This is a genomic window from Williamsia sp. R60 (genome assembly GCF_054063855.1).
Map to the genome: position 1 here is coordinate 537,483 of NZ_JBSSGR010000004.1, position 19,051 is coordinate 556,533.

Annotated in this window: 16 protein-coding genes and 1 riboswitch; of the genes, 10 read left to right on the top strand and 6 right to left on the bottom strand. The window is 63.7% G+C overall.

The features are described 5' to 3' along the window. Positions 1 to 16: 16 nt before the first annotated feature. Positions 17 to 949, bottom strand: coding sequence for a 5'-3' exonuclease (locus ACVWY6_RS21450; protein ID WP_247210858.1), 933 nt, complete (start codon positions 947 to 949; stop codon positions 17 to 19). A 111-nt stretch (positions 950 to 1,060) separates the two neighbouring features. After that, on the bottom strand, positions 1,061 to 2,107 hold the full coding sequence (locus ACVWY6_RS21455; RefSeq protein WP_457540775.1) for an alpha/beta fold hydrolase: 1,047 nt from the start codon (positions 2,105 to 2,107) through the stop codon (positions 1,061 to 1,063). Positions 2,108 to 2,200: 93 nt separating this feature from the next. Here ACVWY6_RS21455 and ACVWY6_RS21460 point away from each other — a divergent pair, with 93 nt between their 5' ends. From ACVWY6_RS21460 to ACVWY6_RS21470, 3 genes are all read left to right on the top strand, one after another. Further along, positions 2,201 to 3,319 carry a M24 family metallopeptidase gene (locus tag ACVWY6_RS21460; protein ID WP_457540776.1) on the top strand — a complete coding sequence of 373 codons (1,119 nt, stop codon included), beginning with the start codon at positions 2,201 to 2,203 and terminating at the stop codon, positions 3,317 to 3,319. A 259-nt stretch (positions 3,320 to 3,578) separates the two neighbouring features. Next, positions 3,579 to 3,830 (top strand): hypothetical protein, encoded by a 252-nt coding sequence (locus ACVWY6_RS21465; protein WP_457540778.1) that lies wholly within the window; start codon positions 3,579 to 3,581, stop codon positions 3,828 to 3,830. Further along, the gene (locus ACVWY6_RS21470) at positions 3,830 to 5,134 is read left to right on the top strand and encodes a DUF222 domain-containing protein (protein ID WP_457540780.1); all 1,305 of its coding nucleotides are present in this window, start codon (positions 3,830 to 3,832) and stop codon (positions 5,132 to 5,134) included. The genes ACVWY6_RS21465 and ACVWY6_RS21470 overlap by 1 nt, the downstream gene beginning before the upstream one ends. Positions 5,135 to 5,175: 41 nt before the next feature. Here the strand turns inward: ACVWY6_RS21470 and ACVWY6_RS21475 are convergent, their stop codons facing one another. Further along, positions 5,176 to 5,586 (bottom strand): TIGR03618 family F420-dependent PPOX class oxidoreductase, encoded by a 411-nt coding sequence (locus ACVWY6_RS21475; RefSeq protein ID WP_116915340.1) that lies wholly within the window; start codon positions 5,584 to 5,586, stop codon positions 5,176 to 5,178. A 114-nt stretch (positions 5,587 to 5,700) separates the two neighbouring features. Here ACVWY6_RS21475 and ACVWY6_RS21480 point away from each other — a divergent pair, with 114 nt between their 5' ends. Genes ACVWY6_RS21480 through ACVWY6_RS21500 form a run of 5 tightly spaced genes read left to right on the top strand, consistent with a single transcriptional unit; the run spans position 5,701 to position 11,204 of the window. Next, positions 5,701 to 7,680 carry a TerD family protein gene (locus ACVWY6_RS21480; protein ID WP_457540782.1) on the top strand — a complete coding sequence of 660 codons (1,980 nt, stop codon included), beginning with the start codon at positions 5,701 to 5,703 and terminating at the stop codon, positions 7,678 to 7,680. 38 nt (positions 7,681 to 7,718) lie between these two features. Continuing rightward, positions 7,719 to 8,477: an SDR family NAD(P)-dependent oxidoreductase gene (locus tag ACVWY6_RS21485; RefSeq protein WP_457540784.1), complete on the top strand. Its 759-nt coding sequence runs from the start codon at positions 7,719 to 7,721 to the stop codon at positions 8,475 to 8,477. Beyond that, positions 8,474 to 9,685 carry a precorrin-6y C5,15-methyltransferase (decarboxylating) subunit CbiE gene (gene cbiE, locus ACVWY6_RS21490; RefSeq protein ID WP_457540786.1) on the top strand — a complete coding sequence of 404 codons (1,212 nt, stop codon included), beginning with the start codon at positions 8,474 to 8,476 and terminating at the stop codon, positions 9,683 to 9,685. Before ACVWY6_RS21485 ends, cbiE begins: the two co-directional genes overlap by 4 nt. Further along, a complete protein-coding gene (cobM, locus tag ACVWY6_RS21495) occupies positions 9,682 to 10,449 on the top strand; it encodes a precorrin-4 C(11)-methyltransferase (RefSeq protein WP_457540788.1) in 768 nt (255 codons plus the stop codon). The genes cbiE and cobM overlap by 4 nt, the downstream gene beginning before the upstream one ends. Further along, on the top strand, positions 10,446 to 11,204 hold the full coding sequence (locus ACVWY6_RS21500) for a cobalt-precorrin-6A reductase (RefSeq protein ID WP_457540790.1): 759 nt from the start codon (positions 10,446 to 10,448) through the stop codon (positions 11,202 to 11,204). The genes cobM and ACVWY6_RS21500 overlap by 4 nt, the downstream gene beginning before the upstream one ends. Here ACVWY6_RS21500 and ACVWY6_RS21505 read toward each other — a convergent pair. From ACVWY6_RS21505 to cobG, 3 genes are read right to left on the bottom strand one after another with little or no spacing between them, the layout of a single operon-like run. Beyond that, entirely contained in the window at positions 11,186 to 12,685 is a 1,500-nt protein-coding gene (locus ACVWY6_RS21505; RefSeq protein WP_457540791.1) for a precorrin-2 C(20)-methyltransferase, read from the bottom strand. The two genes, ACVWY6_RS21500 and ACVWY6_RS21505, sit on opposite strands and share 19 nt — an antisense overlap. 1 nt (position 12,686) lies before the next feature. Beyond that, entirely contained in the window at positions 12,687 to 13,310 is a 624-nt protein-coding gene (locus tag ACVWY6_RS21510; protein WP_457540793.1) for a precorrin-8X methylmutase, read from the bottom strand. A gap of 25 nt (positions 13,311 to 13,335) precedes the next feature. Beyond that, complete coding sequence (gene cobG / locus ACVWY6_RS21515) at positions 13,336 to 14,460, bottom strand: precorrin-3B synthase (protein WP_457540795.1); 1,125 nt, start codon at positions 14,458 to 14,460, stop codon at positions 13,336 to 13,338. A gap of 83 nt (positions 14,461 to 14,543) precedes the next feature. Continuing rightward, a riboswitch (cobalamin riboswitch) is annotated at positions 14,544 to 14,652 on the top strand. A 55-nt stretch (positions 14,653 to 14,707) separates the two neighbouring features. Here cobG and cobN point away from each other — a divergent pair. Next, entirely contained in the window at positions 14,708 to 18,310 is a 3,603-nt protein-coding gene (gene cobN, locus ACVWY6_RS21520; RefSeq protein WP_457540797.1) for a cobaltochelatase subunit CobN, read from the top strand. Between the two features lie 128 nt (positions 18,311 to 18,438). Next, entirely contained in the window at positions 18,439 to 18,975 is a 537-nt protein-coding gene (locus ACVWY6_RS21525; RefSeq protein WP_165842437.1) for an FxsA family protein, read from the top strand. Positions 18,976 to 19,051 lie beyond the last annotated feature (76 nt).

Genomic DNA, 19,051 nt, shown 5'->3' on the forward strand with positions numbered 1-19,051 from the left:
CGCCTGTTGTTACTGATCAGGGGAACTGCCAACCCAGCGCTTTTCCGAGTCGGGAGACCGCGGAGCCGATGCCGAGTTCTTCGATCAGATCGGCCAACGCGGCCGGATCTGCCGGCTCGCTGGGCAACCGGTCGTCCCCGCTGCTGATTATCTCTGCGTCGGTTCGGACAAACACCACCGTGCGAGCGGCGCTCAGATAGTCGGCGGCAGCTTTGAGGGATGTGCGTTGGCGGGTGGAGATCCGCTTGTCGGCGGTCGTGGCAGCGACACGCTCCAGTTCGTCCAGAGTCCCGAACGCCTGCAACAGTTTTGACGCCGTTTTCTCCCCGATTCCGGCCACCCCGGGCAGTCCGTCGGATGGGTCGCCCCGGAGGATCGCCATCTCGGCATACGCCGAACCCGGATCGGAAGTCGGCACGTCATATCGTTCGGCGACTTCGGCAGGCCCGTACATCTCGGCCTTCGCGAGCCCGCGTCCCACATACAGAACCCGGACCGGAACCGGGTCGTCTGCCACCACTTGTAGGAGGTCTCGGTCTCCACTGACCACCACTACCGGATCTACTGCTTCGGTGTGGGCAAGGGTCCCGATCACGTCATCGGCCTCGCAGCCTTCTGCGCCGGCGGTCGAGATCCCGGCTGCTGCGAGAACGTTCATGATCATGTCGACTTGGGGTGTCAGTGTGTCGGGCACCTCTTCCGATCCGTCTCCCGCGGCGTCGGCGACACGGTGCGCCTTGTACGACGGGATGAGGTCCGTGCGAAATGTGGGTCGCCACGAGAGGTCCAGACACACAACCAAGCGATGGGGATGCTCGCGGGTGACCAGGGCGGCGATCATGTCGAGGAATCCGCGGACGGCGTTGACCGGACGTCCGTCAGGAGCGGTCATCTTCTCCGGCAGAGCGTGAAAAGCCCGGAACCACAGACTCGCACCGTCTAGCAGCATCACTGGTTGGTTCATGGCGTAAACCATGCCAGATCCACCGACGGGTGAATGCTCGTCCCGGTGATCCGAGGCGATCCGAACGATGTCCGCGGACGACGGTCGGCGGCAGTTCTACGTCGCGCTCCGTTCGTCGCTGTCTATGGCGTCGAGAACTGCGATTCGCGTATGAGGATTGCCCGTCAGTGGCCTGGGCGGGGGTCCTTGTCGCAGGGCCACTTTCACGTCGTTGCGATTGATCGACGCAGGCTTTGTGGCAGAGACGAATCGGAGGAAGAGTTCGACGAACCGGTCGGGCTCGTCGCGGAACGGAAAATGGCCTGACTTCTCGAATATCTCGAGCTGCGAGTCCGGCATCGCACTGTGCAACATATGGGCATGGCTCACCGGGATCACCTGGTCGTCGGACCCCCACACGATCAAGGTCGGGATGGCGGCGCTGAGGTAGCAGCGGTCCAGCATGGTGACCACCTGACCGCGCCAGTCGACAGCCGATCGTAGAGTCCGCGCGAACACCTCGGCCGAACCTTTTTCGGGCATGCGCTCGAGGACACGGACCACCTCGGTGTTGTCGCGGAACATCGCCATGGGCAACAGGTTCTGCATCGTCCGGGCCACCGTCGAGAAGGTTGGGAACACTCCGGGTACAGAGATCACGCCCAAGGCGAGTTCGGCGAGGGGCAGCGACAGCGCTCGGAGAGCTGGGTTGACACCCTTGGTGACGCCACCGGTGCCCACGAGAACCAGCCGTTCCACCATCTCGGGATATTGATAGGCGAATTGGCCGGCCACGCCCCCGCCCAGCGAGTGTCCGACCACGGTGACGCGTTCGATATCGAGGTACGTGAGCAGATCACGCATCCCGTTCGCGAATGCCGAGACCGAGTAGTCGGCTCGGGGCCGGTCAGACAGTCCATGACCCAGGAGATCGGGAGCTATCACCGTGTATCTTTCGCTCAGCTGCTCGAACACCGGCTCCCAGGCGAGCGAGTTGTCACCGATTCCGTGCAGCAACAAGACGGCCGGACCGCTCCCTGCCATACGAAATGCGCGCTTGTAACCGTGCAGAGTCGCGAACTGCGGGTCGATTTGCGCGCTCGGAACAGCACGGAGTCTGCGCGGCTCGCGTCCACGGTTCACGGTGCCGTCTTTCGATCCCATCTGTACATCTTCCGTCGAACCGGCCGTTTTCGCCCGTTCAGCGACTGCTCACCGGGAGGACGGCCTCTTCGAGGGCCCGTTAGCCTGGGGGACATGGCTCACGAGCGATTCTCAGCAGAGGTGTATCGGTCCCGACTGCAACGTGCGCAGCAGTTGACGGGTTCAGCCGGATTGTCTGCTCTGTTCATCACGCCCGGACCCGATCTGCGCTACCTGACCGGTTCCCGCGCCAGTACGTTCGAGCGTCTCACTGCGCTGGTGATCAGTCCCGATAGGGATCCGCAGGTCGTGGTTCCGAGGCTGGAACTCGCGGCCCTGCGGGAGTCTGCGGTCGGCGAGCTGGGCCTGGTTGTCCACGACTGGGTCGACGGTCAGGACCCGTATGCCATCGCAGTTGAAGCAGCAGGTGTGAGTGCAGGTCGTTATGCCGTCTCTGATGCGGCACCGGCACTTCACACCGTTCCGTTGGCAGCCCGGTTCGGTTCGAGCCCCGAATTGGCCACCGCCGTCCTGCGTCAGTTACGGATGATCAAAGACGACGCCGAGATCGACGCCTTGCGCCGAGCGGGTGCAGCGATTGATCGTGTCCACGCTCGCGTCGGCGAATGGCTCTCGGCGGGAAGGACAGAACGCGAGGTCGCCACCGACATCGAGGCCGCGATCGTCGCCGAGGGTCATACCGGCGCCGAGTTCATCATCGTCGGCTCCGGCCCCAACGGCGCCGACCCCCACCACGAGGTGTCTGACCGGGTGATCGAAGACGGCGATGTGGTGGTCGTCGATATCGGCGGCCCGGTCGAGCCCGGGTACAACTCGGATTGCACCCGAACCTATTGTGTCGGAGAACCTTCCGCGGAGATATCCCGTCAGTACCGGATACTGGAAGAGGCCCAGCGCGCAGCGGTGGCGGCAGTACGGCCGGGTGTCAGTGCCCAACAGATCGATGCAGCGGCTCGCGACGTGCTGGCCGAGGCCGGACTGGCCGACAAGTTCGTCCATCGGACCGGTCATGGAATCGGCCTGTCAGTCCACGAAGAGCCCTACATCGTTGAGGGAAACGACATCGAGCTGCAGGTCGGAATGGCCTTCAGCGTCGAACCCGGGATCTACTTCCCAGGTGGATGGGGTGCACGAATCGAAGACATCGTCGTCGTCACGGCCGACGGATGCGAATCACTCAATCAGCGGCCTCACGAGCTGAAGTCGGTCTGACGGCGCACTTTCGCCCCACTGTGCAGCCAATACTGGCCACCAGCCGACGGAAGGTGGGACGCCTACCCCTTTGGTCGGCTGTGTATAAATCATGTTTTTTCGCAATCTGATTCGCGCACTGTCGTTCTCACCATCGCCCACCGACGCCTCGTTCGATCGGTGTTGTTGCCTCTGCTCCTGGCATCGAACATCTGTTCGACAATGTCGGATTCTGTTGGTAGACTTGGTGAAAGGGGTTCGAGGGCTGGGGGGCTTGTCGATGAGTGATTCGGTGACGGTGGATCCACCGCCAATGCCGGTGTTGGTTGGGTTGTATCGCGATCTTGATGCGGTGCTGCAGCGGATTGCTGGTGCGTCAGCAGCGGATGTTGATGATGTGCAGGTTGCTAAGTTGGTGCGGGTGAACGAGAGAGTGGTTCGGGCACTGACGTTTCAGGGCCTCAGGCGGTTGCAGGAGGTGAATGATCGGGGTTTCGCAAGGCTGGTCATACGACGTTGCACCGGTTTGTGATGAGTGAGCTGCGGGTCTCTCGTGGTGATGCCTCCTCGCGGTTGAAGGCACTTGATGCTGCTGGTGTGTTGTTGTCGATGCAGGGCGAGGCGTTGCCCCCGAGGTGTCCGGCCGCTGCGGAAGCGTTGGCCGAGGGTGCGATTGGGTTGGCGCATATGGATGTGATGCTCAAAGTCCGCGACAAAATCCCGCACAAATCGGCGCCGGAAGTGTATGACGTGGTCGATGCGTGGATGACCGACAACGCCCGCACCCTGGGCCCCGCCGAACTTGAGGTGTGTGGACGGGAAGTGTTGGCGCGGGTCGATCCGGACGGATCACTCGCCGATGACGCTGACCGCAAACGCGACCGGGGTTTATCCGACGGTCCCCAAGGGTTGGACATGATGAGCAAGCTCACCGGAAACCTCGACCCAGCAACGTTGGCGCTGTTTCGCACCGTGATGGACGTGTGGGCAGCACCGGGAATGAACAATCCTGATGACCCGAACTCACCCACCGGCGCCGCAGACGACCCGACCATGGATCCAGCGATCATCGAGGCCGCGGCCGGGCGTGACACCCGTTCGCGTGCCCAACGGCAGCATGATGCGTTCAAAGCGATCCTGCAGACGATTCTGGAGTACAAGTTGTTGGGGACTTCGCATCGTGGCCTGCCGGTGCAGGTCATCATCACGATGACCAAACAGCAGCTTGATGAGGCCGCGGGTATCGCCCACACCGCCTCCGGGGTGGATATCCCGGTCAAGGATGCGTTGGAGTTGGCGGCTCGAGCGGAGTGGTCGTTGGCAGTGTTCGCCAACCACTCCGCCGACGTCCTCTACTTCGCACGGGCCAAGCGCACCGCCCAGCAAGGCCAACGGATGGCGTTGTTCGCCAAAGACCGAGGCTGCACCAGCCCCGGTTGTCGTAACCCGATCTCCTGGACTGAAATTCATCACACCACTGCCTGGGCTGACGGCGGACACACTGACATCGACGAGCTGGCCCCGGCGTGCATTCCTCATCACGCGATAATCGGGCCCGGCGAGGATCAATGGCAGACCATCATGCTCCGCGACGGCCCCGACGCCGGCCGCGTCGCGTGGATCCCACCCACATACATCGACCCCGACCAACAACCACGCATCAACCGGGCCCACCACACCGACCACACCATCGAAACGGCATGGCAGAACATCATCGCCGAACGCCAAGCGGCACTCGACGAACGCGAACAACGCATGCAGCTACAGCAACAAAGTACTGACGAGTCAATGGCCACCGGGGACGACGACGTCAGGAAAACCGGGCCGTCAGACTGATACTTGTTGGCAGCCAATGCGTTCTGGCTGTGCGTTACGAACTAGTCAGTGGTTCCGAGGAGGGTTCGGGACCCGAGTACGCGCTTGACTTCGATTTGAACAACGACGCGTCGCGGGTTGACCTTTGGTTGCTTGTAGCGGTTCGCGTAGCGACGTTCACCTTCGGCGACAGCGTCGGGGTCGCGGTGCACCGACGCCGGGCCCTCGAGGGTCAGCCAGCGCGGGCCATCCACCTGGAAGACCGCCGCATACCCCGCACGCTCTACGTTGAGTACCTTCTGGCTTCCTTCGAAGGTGATCACGCGGACGAGCTCGGCTTCTTCGTCGTAGGTGAAGCCGACCGCAACAACGTGGGGCGTCCCGGCCTGCCGCACGGTGGTCAGGCTGCCCAGATGGCGGGCGCTCAGAAACTCAAGCGCGTCAGGGGTGAGGTCGGCTGCTGTTTTGGACATCTACAGAGAATAGTCAACTTGACCAGCATGCCGCCGGCCACCTGCTCGGACAGGCCGCTGGCAGATTGAACGCAAACGACGGCTGCGGTCGCATGTCCATGGAATAGTTCAACGATGGCCAGCCCTACTTTGGAACTTGTTCGCGGACAGAATGTTCCCCTCGAAGACATTAACAACGGTAACGACCGCCTTGCGATTACGGTCCGCAGCCGTTTTCCGACCGAGTCAGGCGTGCGCCCGGACGTGAGCATCCTGCTACTCGCTGCTGACGGGAAGGTCAGGAGCAATTCTGACTTCGTGTTCTACAACCAGCGGGAAGCGGCCGGCGGTTCCGTCCGTATCTCCGAAGCTTCCGCGCAAGAGGAAGAGGCAACGGAAACCGCGTCCAGTGACGTGCTACTTGTAGATCTCGCGTCCCTTCCTGAGGACATCGCGCGTGTTGTCGTGAGCGCGAGTCTCGACCAGGATTCCGCTACCACCTTCGCGGTGGCCGAGGAACTCGAAATCGTCGTCACGCAGAATGATTCTGCAGGGCCCTCAGCCCTGTTCCGCATATCCATAGACGAGCCCGTTCTGGCACTGTTGTTCGGCGAGGTGTACCGGCGCGGGTTGGAGTGGAAGTTCCGCGCAATAGGTCAGGGCTTTGCAGATGGGTTAGGCGCTCTGGCGACAGAATTCGGCGTGGAAGTCGATCCGCAAGGTGACGAAATGCCAAGCGACGAGGTCGCGGACATGCAACATGAATCGGCTCCGACGACGCAGAACGACCACCCAGCCGACGCCGTGGCATCCAGCAAACAGATGACTATCCGCAAAGTCCTACGACCGCCGAAATTGCCGGATTGGTCGATCTCCGAGCCGGTCGACAAGGGCGAGTGGGACCGCGCTCGCCTGTTCTCTGTTTCCGCCATCGGCTCTGGCGATGAGCGAGAGCGGCGAGCAGTGTCTGCGGTTCTCTCGGTGATGAGTGGAGTGCGTGAGTTCGGAAGAGAGATGGTACGGCGAAGCGGTGGCCCAGTAGGAGCCATAGAAACCTTCATTGAGCCGGAGTTCGACTGGCAAGAAAAGAGATACAGACCAGACGGGCTGCTACGCGTCACTCGTGGGCTGAAGACCTGGACAGCTCTGATCGAAGCGAAGTCATCGACAGCGAAGTTGACGGCAGAACAAGTTCAGATCTATGTCGACATTGCGCGGTCGCTCGGCTTCGACGCGGTCATCACGATCAGCAATCAACTCCCAGGTGCCGACGATGAGCATCCGGTCAAGGTCGACCGGAGGAAACTCAAGAAGGTTGCCCTGCATCACCTCTCGTGGGACGAGATCCGTTCCGTGGCGATCTCGATGTCAATGCACAAGCAGGTCGAGGATTCGTCGCAGGGGTGGGTGCTGAGAGAATTCGTCAGATACCTTCAGCACCCGAAATCGGGTCTACACGGCTTCACCGACATGGGGCCTCAATGGGGACAGATCCGCGAGGCTGTGAAGACAAAGACCCTCAATGCCGACAGCAAGGGCGCGGCCGAGGTCTGCCATATGTTCGATCAGCTGGTTCGCCATATCGGACATGACCTGTCGTGCTTACTCAGTGTCGACGTCCGACCTATTTTTCCCCGCAATCGCGCGGACAGCACGAGCCGGGCACAGCAACTCGCTGACTCAGGCGTCATGTTCGGCTCACTGCGAGTACCCGGCGCTGCTGGGCCCCTCACACTGTCGGTTGACCTCCGATCTGAGCGCGTCGAGTGTTCAATGACCGTGGATGCGCCCAGAGAGGGGAGACCGCTGACCCGGGTGAACTGGCTGACCAAACAACTCGCCGCGGCTCACAAGGACACTCTCGTCGAGGCGGTGTTTGCTGGACGAAATGCGGCGCCGGTCGGAGCATTGCTGGGGACGGTGCGAGAGAAACCGGATGCGCTACTCCCCGCTGATGGCAAACCTCCGAAACAGTTCAAGATAACGCGCGGCAACAGCTTGGAGCGAAACCGCGGAAACGTTGTCGCTTCAGCCAACAAACTCGTCGAGGAGTTCTACCGCAACGTCGTCCAGGTGACACGCCCGCCCAGGATATCCAAGCCCTCAGAGGCCTGACCCACAAGAGCCAGCGTCCGGTTTGGGATACTCGTCCGGTGAGCAATCGTCGAGTGGTGGTTCTGTTCGGAGGACGTAGCGAGATCGGTGTCGAGGTCGCGGCCCGTCTCGCCGGGGGAGCGACAGTGATCCTGGCCGCGCGTCGGTCCGAGGACTTGGCTGATCAGCGCGAACGGATGCTCGGTGAGAACGCCGCTGAGGTACACACCATCGAGTTCGATGCGAATGACACGGCGCAGCACGACGAGCTGATCAGGAAAATAGTCGCCGAGTTCGGCAAGATCGACGTGGCGATCATCGCCTTCGGCATCCTCGGCGACCAGGCCCGCGCCGAGGTTGACACCCAGCACGCCTTGCAGATCGCCCACACCGACTACCTGGCGCACATCAGTGTGATGACCCCTTTGGCCGCAGCGATGAAGACGCAGGGAAACGGCGACCTCATCGTCTTCTCCTCTGTCGCCGGTGTCCGGGTCCGTCGCGCGAACTACGTCTACGGATCGACCAAGGCAGGACTGGACGGGTTCGCTTCCGGTCTCTCGGACGCGTTGCACGGCACCGGTGTTCGTCTACTGCTGGCACGCCCCGGATTCGTCATCGGGAACATGACCAAAGAACTGATGGCGTCGGGCGTCAAACCCGCGCCGATGTCTAAGACAGCTCCTCAGGTGGCTGACGCAGTGGTCAAGGCTCTGCATGCCGGCAAAACGGAGGTATGGATACCGGCTGCCCTACGCCCCATGTTCTTCATCATGCGATTGCTGCCTCGGGCCATCTGGCGTCGGATGCCACGATGACCGACCCGCGGTTTGTCGTGGTGGGGATCGGAGCCGATGGTTGGGACGGTCTCACCGTGGCAGCCCAGCGGGAATTGCAGTCCGCCCACGTCATCTACGGATCAGCCCGCCAGATCGACCTTCTCGCACCGGTTCAGGCTGAATTGCGTCCGTGGGTCAGCCCCATGTCCAGGCATCTTCGCGATGTCCTCGCCGGTGCAGAACCGGAACCGGTCCACATCCTCGCCTCAGGCGACCCGATGTTTCACGGCGTGGGCGCATCCATCGTCAAACAAGTTGGTGCGCAACATGTCCGAATCATCCCGGCGGTGTCCAGCGTCAGTCTCGCCGCCGCAAGACTGGGCTGGGACCTGTCCACGACGGCGATCCGCAGCATCGTCGACCGCCCATTGGACTCGATCCTCTCGGCGGTCACCGACAACGTACGATTGCTCATCCTGAGTCGCGACGAGACATCGCCGGCACACATCGCAGAACTGCTGACCACGCACGGATTCGGCTGGTCGCAGGTCACGGTGCTCGAGCAACTCGGATCAGACCGCGAACGGCATGTCACCGGAATCGCCCGAACGTGGGGAGCACCGGTCGTCGACCGACTCAACCTGGTGGCAGTGCACTGTGTGGGACCTGCGGTGAGCAGTCAGGCAGGACTTCCCGACACCGATTTCTCCAACGATGGGCAACTCACCAAACAGGGCGTTCGTGCCCTGACGGTCACCGCTTTACGCCCGGCGCCGCGTCAGCTGATGTGGGATGTGGGCGCAGGTGCGGGCAGCATCGCCATCGAGTGGTTGCGCACCGATCCCAGTTGCACAGCGATAGCGTTCGAGTCCGACCCAGTGCGGCGCGAGCGAATCGCCCGGAACGCGGCAGACATGGGGGTCAGCGGCAATCTCACCGTACTCGGCAGAGCGCCCGACGATTTCCAACATGCGCCCGACCCGGACACGATCTTCATCGGCGGGGGAGTCACGGCACCAGGCATCATCGATGGCTGCTGGGAAGCGCTTCTCGACGGCGGCCGCATCGTGGCCAACGCCGTGACCATCGAATCAGAGGCAGTGCTCGTGAAATGGCGATCAAAGGTGGGCGGAACGCTACGACGTTTCCACATCGACCATGCCGAACCACTCGGCTCGATGACAACATGGCGTCCCACTTTGCCTGTGACGCAGTGGATCGCAGACAAACCCAGGAGCATCGAGTGACCGTCTACTTCATCGGCGCGGGACCAGGAGCCGCCGATCTCATCACCCTACGTGGTGCGACACTCCTATCGCAGTGCAGCACATGCCTTTACGCGGGCTCACTCGTCCCGGCTGAGATGCTGGAGCACTGCCCACCCGACGCCACCCTGATCAACACGGCGAAGATGCCGTTGTCCCAGATCATCGAGCACATCGTGTCGGCGGACAGGTCCGGTCACGATGTAGCGCGCTTGCACAGCGGCGACCCGAGCTTGTATTCAGCTGTCGCAGAACAGGTGCGGCTCCTCGAGCAACACGGTGTGGCCTACCAGATCGTTCCCGGCGTACCGGCGTTCTCCGCGGCGGCCGCCGCACTGGGTCAGGAACTGACGGTTCCAGGCGTCGGACAGTCTCTGTTGATCACACGCGTGTCGACACTCTCGACGGACATGCCGAAGGGCGAACAACTGGCGGAACTGGCGCGAACAGGTGTCACGATGGCTCTTCACCTGGCAGCGCATCAAGCCGAACAGATCACGGATGCGCTTGGGCCGCACTACGGGTTCGACTGCCCCGTCGCAGTGGTTGCTTATGCCAGCCGCGACAATCAACAGATCATCCGATGCGCTCTACGCGAACTTCCTGGTCGCCTCGCACAGGCGGACATCCGGCGTACCGCAGTGATCTTTGTGGGCAGAGTACTTGCTGCTGAACACTTTCCGGATAGCTACCTGTACTCGTCGGCTCGTATGACCAAGCTCCGTGACGACGACGTGTCGTCGTGAGCGGCCCCGTTCTCATCCTCGGGGGCACCGCGGAAGCACGTGCTCTGGCAGAGGTACTCGATCGGGACGGCATCCCGATCATCACCTCGCTGGCAGGCCGCGTCCAGAACCCGGCACTGCCCAGAGGTGAGGTGCGAATCGGCGGCTTCGGGGGTGTGAACGGGCTACTGACCTGGTTGCGCGAGCAACAGTGCATAGGCGTGGTGGATGCCACGCATCCTTTTGCCCGGAAGATCTCCGCCAACGCGGCGGCAGCGACGATGTCGGCGGGACTGCCGTTGCTGTCGCTTCGTCGGCCCCCATGGCAACCGCAGGCCGGGGACCATTGGCTGGACGTTCCGGACATCGCCGGTGCGGCCGCGAAAGTCGCCGAGCACGCCGACCGCAAGCCGGATCTCCGGGTCTTCCTCACCACAGGTCGCCAGGATGTTGATGTGTTCGCCCACATCGAGAACGCCTGGTTCTTGATCCGTCTTGTCGACCCACCCGAGCGCGAGACTCCGCCGCAAAACCTGATCCTGCGCAACCGTGGGCCGTACACCCTCGAAGGCGAGCGCAAGCTTCTGCGCGAGCACCGTATCGATGTGATCGTCACCAAGAACAGCGGCGGAGATCTGGTTCGGGCGAAACTGGATGCGGCTCGTGAGCTCGAACTGCCGGTCGTCATGGTGCAGCGACCGGTCACCCTCACCGGCACGGCTGTGGAAAGGCCTGAGGACGCGGCCCGCTGGGTCCGTCAGCGGGTGCTGTCGTAACGCCGGTTGGTGAACACCGCCGGACCACCGGCCCGCTCGATCACCGTGGTGGTCGACGACCCCACGATGAGCAGCGTCCGCATGTCGACAGCTGCCGGATCGAAATCGGCGACCGTGCTGATGACAACAGATTGCTCGGGTCCGCCCACGTCTCGCCCCAGGATCACGGGCGTTGAAGGCGATTTATGTTGCAGCAGAATGTCTTTGAGCTCGCCGACTTGCCAGTTCCGGCTGGCCGAACCGGGGTTGTAGATCGCGATCACCAGATCGGCACGTAGCGCTGCGCGCACCCGCTCGACGATGACGTCCCACCCCTTGAGCCTGTCCGACAACGAGATCACCGCATAGTCATGGCCCAATGGTGCGCCGGCGAGACTCGCCACGGCATTGGCTGCGGTGACCCCTGGAACCACCCGGACCGGCACATCGCGCCACTGGTCGTCGGCGGACTCCTCGACAACCGCGGCCGCCATGGCGAACACACCGGGATCGCCCGACGACACCACGACAACGCGCGCGCCGTTCTTGGCCAGATCCAGTGCCAGGCAAGCCCGCTCGGATTCGACTCGGTTGTCGCTGGCATGCATTCGCTGGCCAGGCCGTGGGTTGATGCGGTTCAGGTACGTCTTGTACCCCACCAGATCCGTGGCCTTTGCGAGCTCCGCCCGAACCTCTGGCGTGGTCCAGCGCGCCGCGCCGGGCCCCAGACCGACAACCACCACCTCGCCCTGGATAGCCAGTTCCGATAGAGGTGGGCTGTTGAGCCGGCCCGGTATCACCACCATGGAGAAGTAGGGGACCGAGGTGATGTCCACATCAGATATCGGCAGGACCTTCTGTGCGCCCGTCGAAGCACGTTCCACGTACCAGGCGTGATCGATACGGCCGGACTCCTCGAGGGCCGCGACGACATCTGGGAAGGTGCGGCCGAGTTTCATGATCGCGACGGCGTCGCTGTCCTCGAGGCGCCGCACCAATTCGTCCTTCGGCAACGTCCCCGGCAACACCGTCAACGTCTCGTCGGCCTCCACGAGCGGTAATCCGGTGGCCGCCGCCGATGCGCTGACCGACGTGACACCGGGGATGATCTCGGTCTCGAACCGGCTCGCCAACCGTTTGTGCATGTGCATGTAAGAGCTGTAGAAGAGCGGGTCTCCTTCGGCCAGCAGTGCCACCGAGCGACCGGCCGAAAGGTGCTGCGCGAGAACATCGGCCGCTTCGGTGTAGAAGTCGTCGAGCGCCCCTCGGTACCCACCGGGATGATCGGTCGTCTCCGTGGTCACCGGATACATCAGCTTTTCTTCGAGCTGGGCCGAGCGCAGATACGGTTCGGCCACCGATCGTGCGATCGACCTGCCGTGTCGAGCGCAGTGGTAGGCGACAACGTCTGCTTCACCGATGATGCGGGCTGCTTTCACCGTGACGAGTTCGCTGTCACCCGGGCCGATCCCGACGCCCCAGAGTTTTCCCTGTACTGCCATGTCACTCCACCGTCGATGCCAACGCGTTGATGGCCGCAGCTGTGATGGCGGAGCCGCCGCGGCGGCCGAGCACGGTCAAGAATTCGATGTCGTCGCGCTCGGCCAGTGCTGCACACGACTCGGCGGCGCCGATGAAACCCACCGGGGCCCCGATCACGGCGGCAGGTCGAGGCCCGCCGGCATCGATCAATTCGAGCAGGGCGAACAAGGCCGTGGGCGCGTTCCCGATGGCCACAACCGCCCCTTCCAGCCGAGGCCGCCACAACTCCACCGCCGCAGCGGTTCTGGTGGTCTGCAGGTCCGCCGCCAACTGCGGCGTGGCCGGATCGGTCAACAGGCAGAGCACATCGTTGTCGGCAGGCAGACGTTTGCGGGTGACCCCGGACGCAACCATGTTCGCGTCGCACAGCACGGGAGCGCCTCGGTTCAGCGCGCCGCGCGCCGCCGTGACGAGCCCGGGGGATGCGCGCACATCGTCGGTGAGGTCCACCTGACCGCAGGCATGAATCATCCGCACGACGACCTGGGACAGATCGTCGCCGAACTCGGCCAGATCGGCCTCGGCGCGGATGGTCGCAAACGACTGACGGTATATCTCCGCGCCGTCACGGATGTAGGTGTACATGGTGAAAGCCACCATAGTTGGTCGATCAGAACGCTCGGCGTTCGTACCCCACCGGGGTCGCCTGCACCCGGATGTGAGCAGCGTGCGGCGATCCACAGCCACGTTCGCAGCCCACCCAGTGCTCGCGGCTGTCAACGGACTGGTCGCCGATCGCCAGATATTGCTCGAGATCCCCACGCACATCGGCCTGCGATTTGTCGCATCCCGGCAATCCAGAGCAGGCGCTCACCCGCGTCCACGGCGACGTTGCATCGAAGATCAGACCCATGGGGGCCAGCACCCGCACCACCGTGTCCGCCATTCCGTCCGTCAGATCACAGACGAGGATTTCCTTGCGCGGCGTGAGGTAGATGTCGCGCTCGATGGCAGCAAGGAACTCGGCGATGCGCGCAGACAAGCGACCGTGAGGCACCACCGAACCCAACGAGATGAGGTCGTCGTCCTGCGCGAGCCACCCCACCAGCGGCTCCGACGGCGGGGCAGGCGGGGTATGCGGTCGAGTTCGGGGAAGACCTTCGAGCAATCCTGTGATCGTCGGCGAAGCATCAAGGTCCTGTACTCGCCACTCGTCCGCACGGTCGGTGAGGAACGCGTGAGCCACATCGAGCATGGTCACGGCTGCGCGATCTGCTGTGACCTGCCGGCCGGTGGGGTTTCCGGCGACCACGAGGTCGAAATGCCCACTGTCGACGGCCACGACGCCGACGTCGGGTGCCTCGGCCAGCACGTCGCCGCGCCCGTCGTCGACGCCGAAGAGGAAACGAGCCGGCAGTGCAGCCAACAGGTTGTCTCCGCGAAGGGCGACGTCGAGTCGGTCGAGGACCGGTCGGCCGTCGAGCAGCCCGCCGCGGCGACCACTCAACGCCGACAGTTGCAGATTGCGCACCCGTTCGTGACTCGGCGTCGGGATGAGATCCGCATCGACGATTAGGTCGCCCGCGCCCGCCACGTCCGCTATTCCGCGTAGCTGCAGGTTCCCGCGCGAGGTGAGTTCCATGTGCCCGTCCCCGAACTCGTCCGCCACCACGACCAGAGCCTGCAGTTGGACGGGGGTTATCAGGCCTCCGGGAAGGCGAATACGCGCCAGATGACCGTCGGCTGCAGGATGCGCCGAGAACACTCCCGGACAACGATCGGCGGGACGGGACATGGGTCCACGGTACTGGCCGTGTGTGGGGTGATGCCGGATCGGCAGGTCACCGGCGGCCGGCCCATCGACGACCAGACGTGGTCACTTGACTACCGGCTTCTATAGGCTGAGCCCGACCCGCAACGGGGAAGCCGGTGGAAATCCGGCGCGGTCGCGCCACTGTGTCGGGGAGACCCGGAGTCAGACCCTCGTTGCCGTACCGCCACACCAACCCGCTGGGCGCGAGATCCCGGCAAGGAGGAACCCCGTGATCCTGCTGCTGTCCACCTCGGACACCGATCTGCTGACGGCCAAGGCCAGTGGCGCGGACTTCCGATTGGCCAACCCATCGCGACTACTGGTCAGCGAGGATCTGCCGGTCCTGCTCGACGGCGCCGATCTCGTCGTGGTCCGGATCCTCGGTGGCCGACGGATGTGGGAGGAAGGCCTCGACGCCGTTCTCGCCGCGGGGCTGCCCACCGTGGTGCTCTCGGGCGAGCAACTACCTGATCCTGACCTGATGTCGTTGTCCACGGTCGCCCCCGGTGTTGCCGCCGACGCGCACAACTACCTCGCCCAAGGCGGGCCGGACAACCTCGCCAACCTCCACGCGTTCCTGTCCGACACCGTCCTGTTGACCGGCCACGGGTTCCAGGGGCCCGTCGCGACCGCGCAATGGGGACTGCTCGAGCGTTCGGTGCCATCCGACACCGACGGACGGCCGACCATCGCGGTGCTGTACTACCGGGCTCAGCACCTTGCGGGGAACACGGCGTACATCCATGCCCTGTGTGATGCCATCGAGGACAAGGGCGGCCGTGCCCTGCCCATCTTCTGCGCGTCGCTACGCACTGCTCCCGACGATCTGCTGGCACAACTCGCGGTCGCGGACGCGCTGGTGGTCACCGTCCTCGCGGCCGGCGGCGCCACACCGGCAACGGCGTCCGCCGGTGGCGACGACGACAATTGGAACATCGAGCAGCTCGCACGTCTCGACGTGCCGATCCTGCAGGGCCTGTGCCTGACCTCGTCTCGTGAGAGCTGGGCCGCCAACGACGACGGGATGTCACCGCTCGACGTGGCGACGCAGGTGGCGGTCCCGGAATTCGACGGTCGGATCATCACGGTCCCGTTCTCCTTCAAGGAGATCGGCGACGACGGACTGCCCTGGTACCGACCCGATGCCGAGCGTTGTGCGCGAGTCGCAGGAATCGCAGTGCGGCACGGACGGTTACGGCATATTCCTACCGCGCAACGACGTATCGCGGTGATGCTCTCGGCCTATCCCACCAAGCATGCCCGCATCGGCAATGCAGTCGGCCTGGACACGCCCCAGAGTCTGCTGCGGCTTCTCGAGGCCATGCGTGCCGCCGGGTACGACATCGGACCTGAAGTCGGCGACAGCGCCGTACCCGGTCTGGCAGAGAACGATTCGGACAAGCTGATCCACACGCTGATCGCGGCGGGGGGACAAGATCCCGATTGGCTCACCGAGGAAGCATTGGCAGCCAATCCCATTCGTCTGTCGGCGAGGGACTACCGCGAGTGGTTCGCGACGTTGCCCGCCGACCTGCAAGAATCGATGATCGAACACTGGGGGCCTGCCCCGGGCGAGTTGTTCGTCGACCGATCGGCCAATCCCGAAGGCGATATCGTCATCGCGGCAATGCAATTCGGCAACATCGTCCTGATGGTCCAGCCGCCACGCGGATTCGGCGAGAACCCAGTTGCCATCTATCACGACCCCGATCTGCCGCCCAGCCACCACTACCTGGCCTGCTATCGGTGGGTTGCTGCAGAGAACGGGTTCGGCGCCGACGCAGTGGTGCACGTCGGCAAACACGGCAACCTCGAGTGGCTGCCCGGCAAGACGCTCGGGATGTCGGCGTCATGTGGAACCGACGCGGCACTGGGCGACCTCCCGATGATCTACCCGTTCCTCGTGAACGACCCCGGCGAGGGCACCCAGGCCAAGCGTCGTGCCCATGCGACGCTGGTCGACCACCTGATCCCGCCGATGGCCCGAGCCGAGAGCTACGGAGACATCGCACGTCTGGAGCAGTTGCTGGACGAGCACGCCAACATCTCCGCGCTCGACCCGGGCAAGTTGCCTGCGATTCGACAGCAGATCTGGACGCTGCTGCAGGCGGCGAAGATGGATCACGACCTGGGGCTGTCCGAACGACCAGAGGAAGACGTCTTCGACGACATGTTGCTGCATGTCGATGGCTGGTTGTGCGAGATCAAAGACGTACAGATCCGCGACGGCCTGCACATACTCGGCCAGCCGCCGGCCGATGACGTCGAAGTGGATCTGGTGCTGGCGATGCTGCGCGCACGTCAGCTCTGGGGCGGGAAACAGAGCCTGCCCGGGCTACGGGAGGCACTCGGTCTGGTCGAGGACGGCACCGCAGGCCGCGGTGCCACCGACGACATCGAAGCCCAGGCACGCGAACTCGTGGCCGCATGCGCGAAGAGCAACTGGGATATGACAACCGTCGCGGAGGTGGCTGCCGGGCACCCCAGCGAGGTGGCCCAGATCCTCGAGTTCGCCGGAACGGAGATCGTTCCACGGCTGCGGCAGACCGACCAGGAGTTACCGCGGATACTGCACGCTCTCGACGGCGGTTTCATCCCCGCCGGGCCCAGTGGATCGCCGTTGCGCGGCTTGATCAACGTACTTCCCACCGGTCGCAACTTCTATTCCGTTGACCCCAAGGCTGTTCCGTCCAAGCTCGCGTGGGAGACGGGCCGCGCCATGGCCGACTCACTGCTCGAGCGCTACCTCAAAGACCACGGCGAGTACCCGAAATCGGTCGGATTGTCGGTGTGGGGGACCAGTGCCATGCGCACATCGGGCGACGACATCGCCGAGGTACTCGCCCTTCTCGGGGTGATGCCGATCTGGGACGAGGCCTCGAGACGGGTCACCGCCCTCGACCTGATCGAGCCCGCCGAACTCGGCCGACCGCGTATCGACGTCACCGTGCGCATCTCCGGATTCTTCCGCGACGCCTTCCCCCATGTGGTGACCATCCTCGACGACGCGGTCCGGATGGTGGCCGCTCTTGATGAACCCGACGATGTGAACTTCGTTGCCGCGCACGCCCGGGCCGACATCGCAGAACACGGTGACGTCGACCGGGCCACGACCCGGATCTTCGGCTCCAAGCCCGGTACCTACGGCGCGGGATTGCTGCAGTTGATCGATTCCAAGGATTGGCGCACCGACCAGGATCTGGCGCAGGTGTACACGGCGTGGGGAGGTTACGCGTACGGGCGTGGTCGTGACGGTGTCGCCGCCGTCGAGGACATGCGGTCGGCGTATCGACGAATTGCGGTGGCCGCCAAGAACACCGACACCCGCGAGCACGACATCGCCGATTCGGACGACTACTTCCAGTATCACGGCGGCATGGTCGCAACCGTTCGCGCTCTGACCGGTCGGGACCCGGAGGCGTACATCGGGGACAGCACCACGCCCGACAATGTGCGCACGCGCACTCTGTCCGAGGAGACGACACGAGTTTTTCGTGCGAGAGTCGTCAACCCACGGTGGATCGGTGCGATGCAGCGGCACGGGTACAAGGGCGCCTTCGAGATGGCCGCCACCGTGGACTATCTCTTCGGTTACGACGCCACCACCAACGTGATGGCCGACTGGATGTACGAGCAGCTCACGGAGTCCTATGTCCTCGACGAGGCCAACAAGGACTTCATGACCAAGTCCAACCCCTGGGCGCTGCACGGCATCGCCGAGCGACTGCTGGAAGCGGCCCAACGTCAGATGTGGTCTGCACCGCCACCGGAGATGCTCGACGAGCTGCGCCGCGTGTACCTGGAAACCGAGGGTGACATCGAGGGCGCCTGAGCTCATCGGCGTCGATTCGCGCTGGTGAAGACCGTTGAGATTGTCGATCCCACGCGTCGGGAGAAAATCGGGCATCTCGTTCGTTGTTCCCGTGTACGCACATGCCGATAGTCGGGACGGTTGACATCATGAAGTTCGCACTCTTCTTGCTCTATGTGGCGATCGAGATCGCCGCATTCGTCGGACTCTGTTACGCCATCGGCTTCGGTTGGACACTGCTGTTGGTGGTCGCAACGGTCATCGGCGGGTTCTGGTTGCTGCGTCGTCAGGGCGCCAAGACCCTCGCCAATCTGCGCGACGCCGGACGCAGCGCAGCAGGTGGCAGCCCCGTCGATCCGGCCGACTCAGCAGCACCCGTTGCCGACACCGCACTGCTGGCCGCGGCGACAATCCTCATGATCATCCCCGGCCTGGTGTCGAGTGCGGTCGGTATCCTCTTGCTCCTCAAGCCCATTCGCGTTCTGTTGCGGCCCATGGTCATCGCCGTCGGCACACGCAAGGTGGTCAGCGCCATGGAGAAGAACTACGCACGGTATGGACGCGGCATGGCAGGGGTCACCGTCGTGGACGGCCAGGTCATCGATACCTCCGGTGCGGGAACCACGGGAACCACCGGCTTCGACGCGGCACATCCCCAACTCCGCAAGCCTTACACCGAGCTCTGATCGGCTTGCCCATCGGAACGGATCCGGCCGCGGCGGCAGCTTGTTCACGGACCTGCAGCGACTGACGATCGGTTCG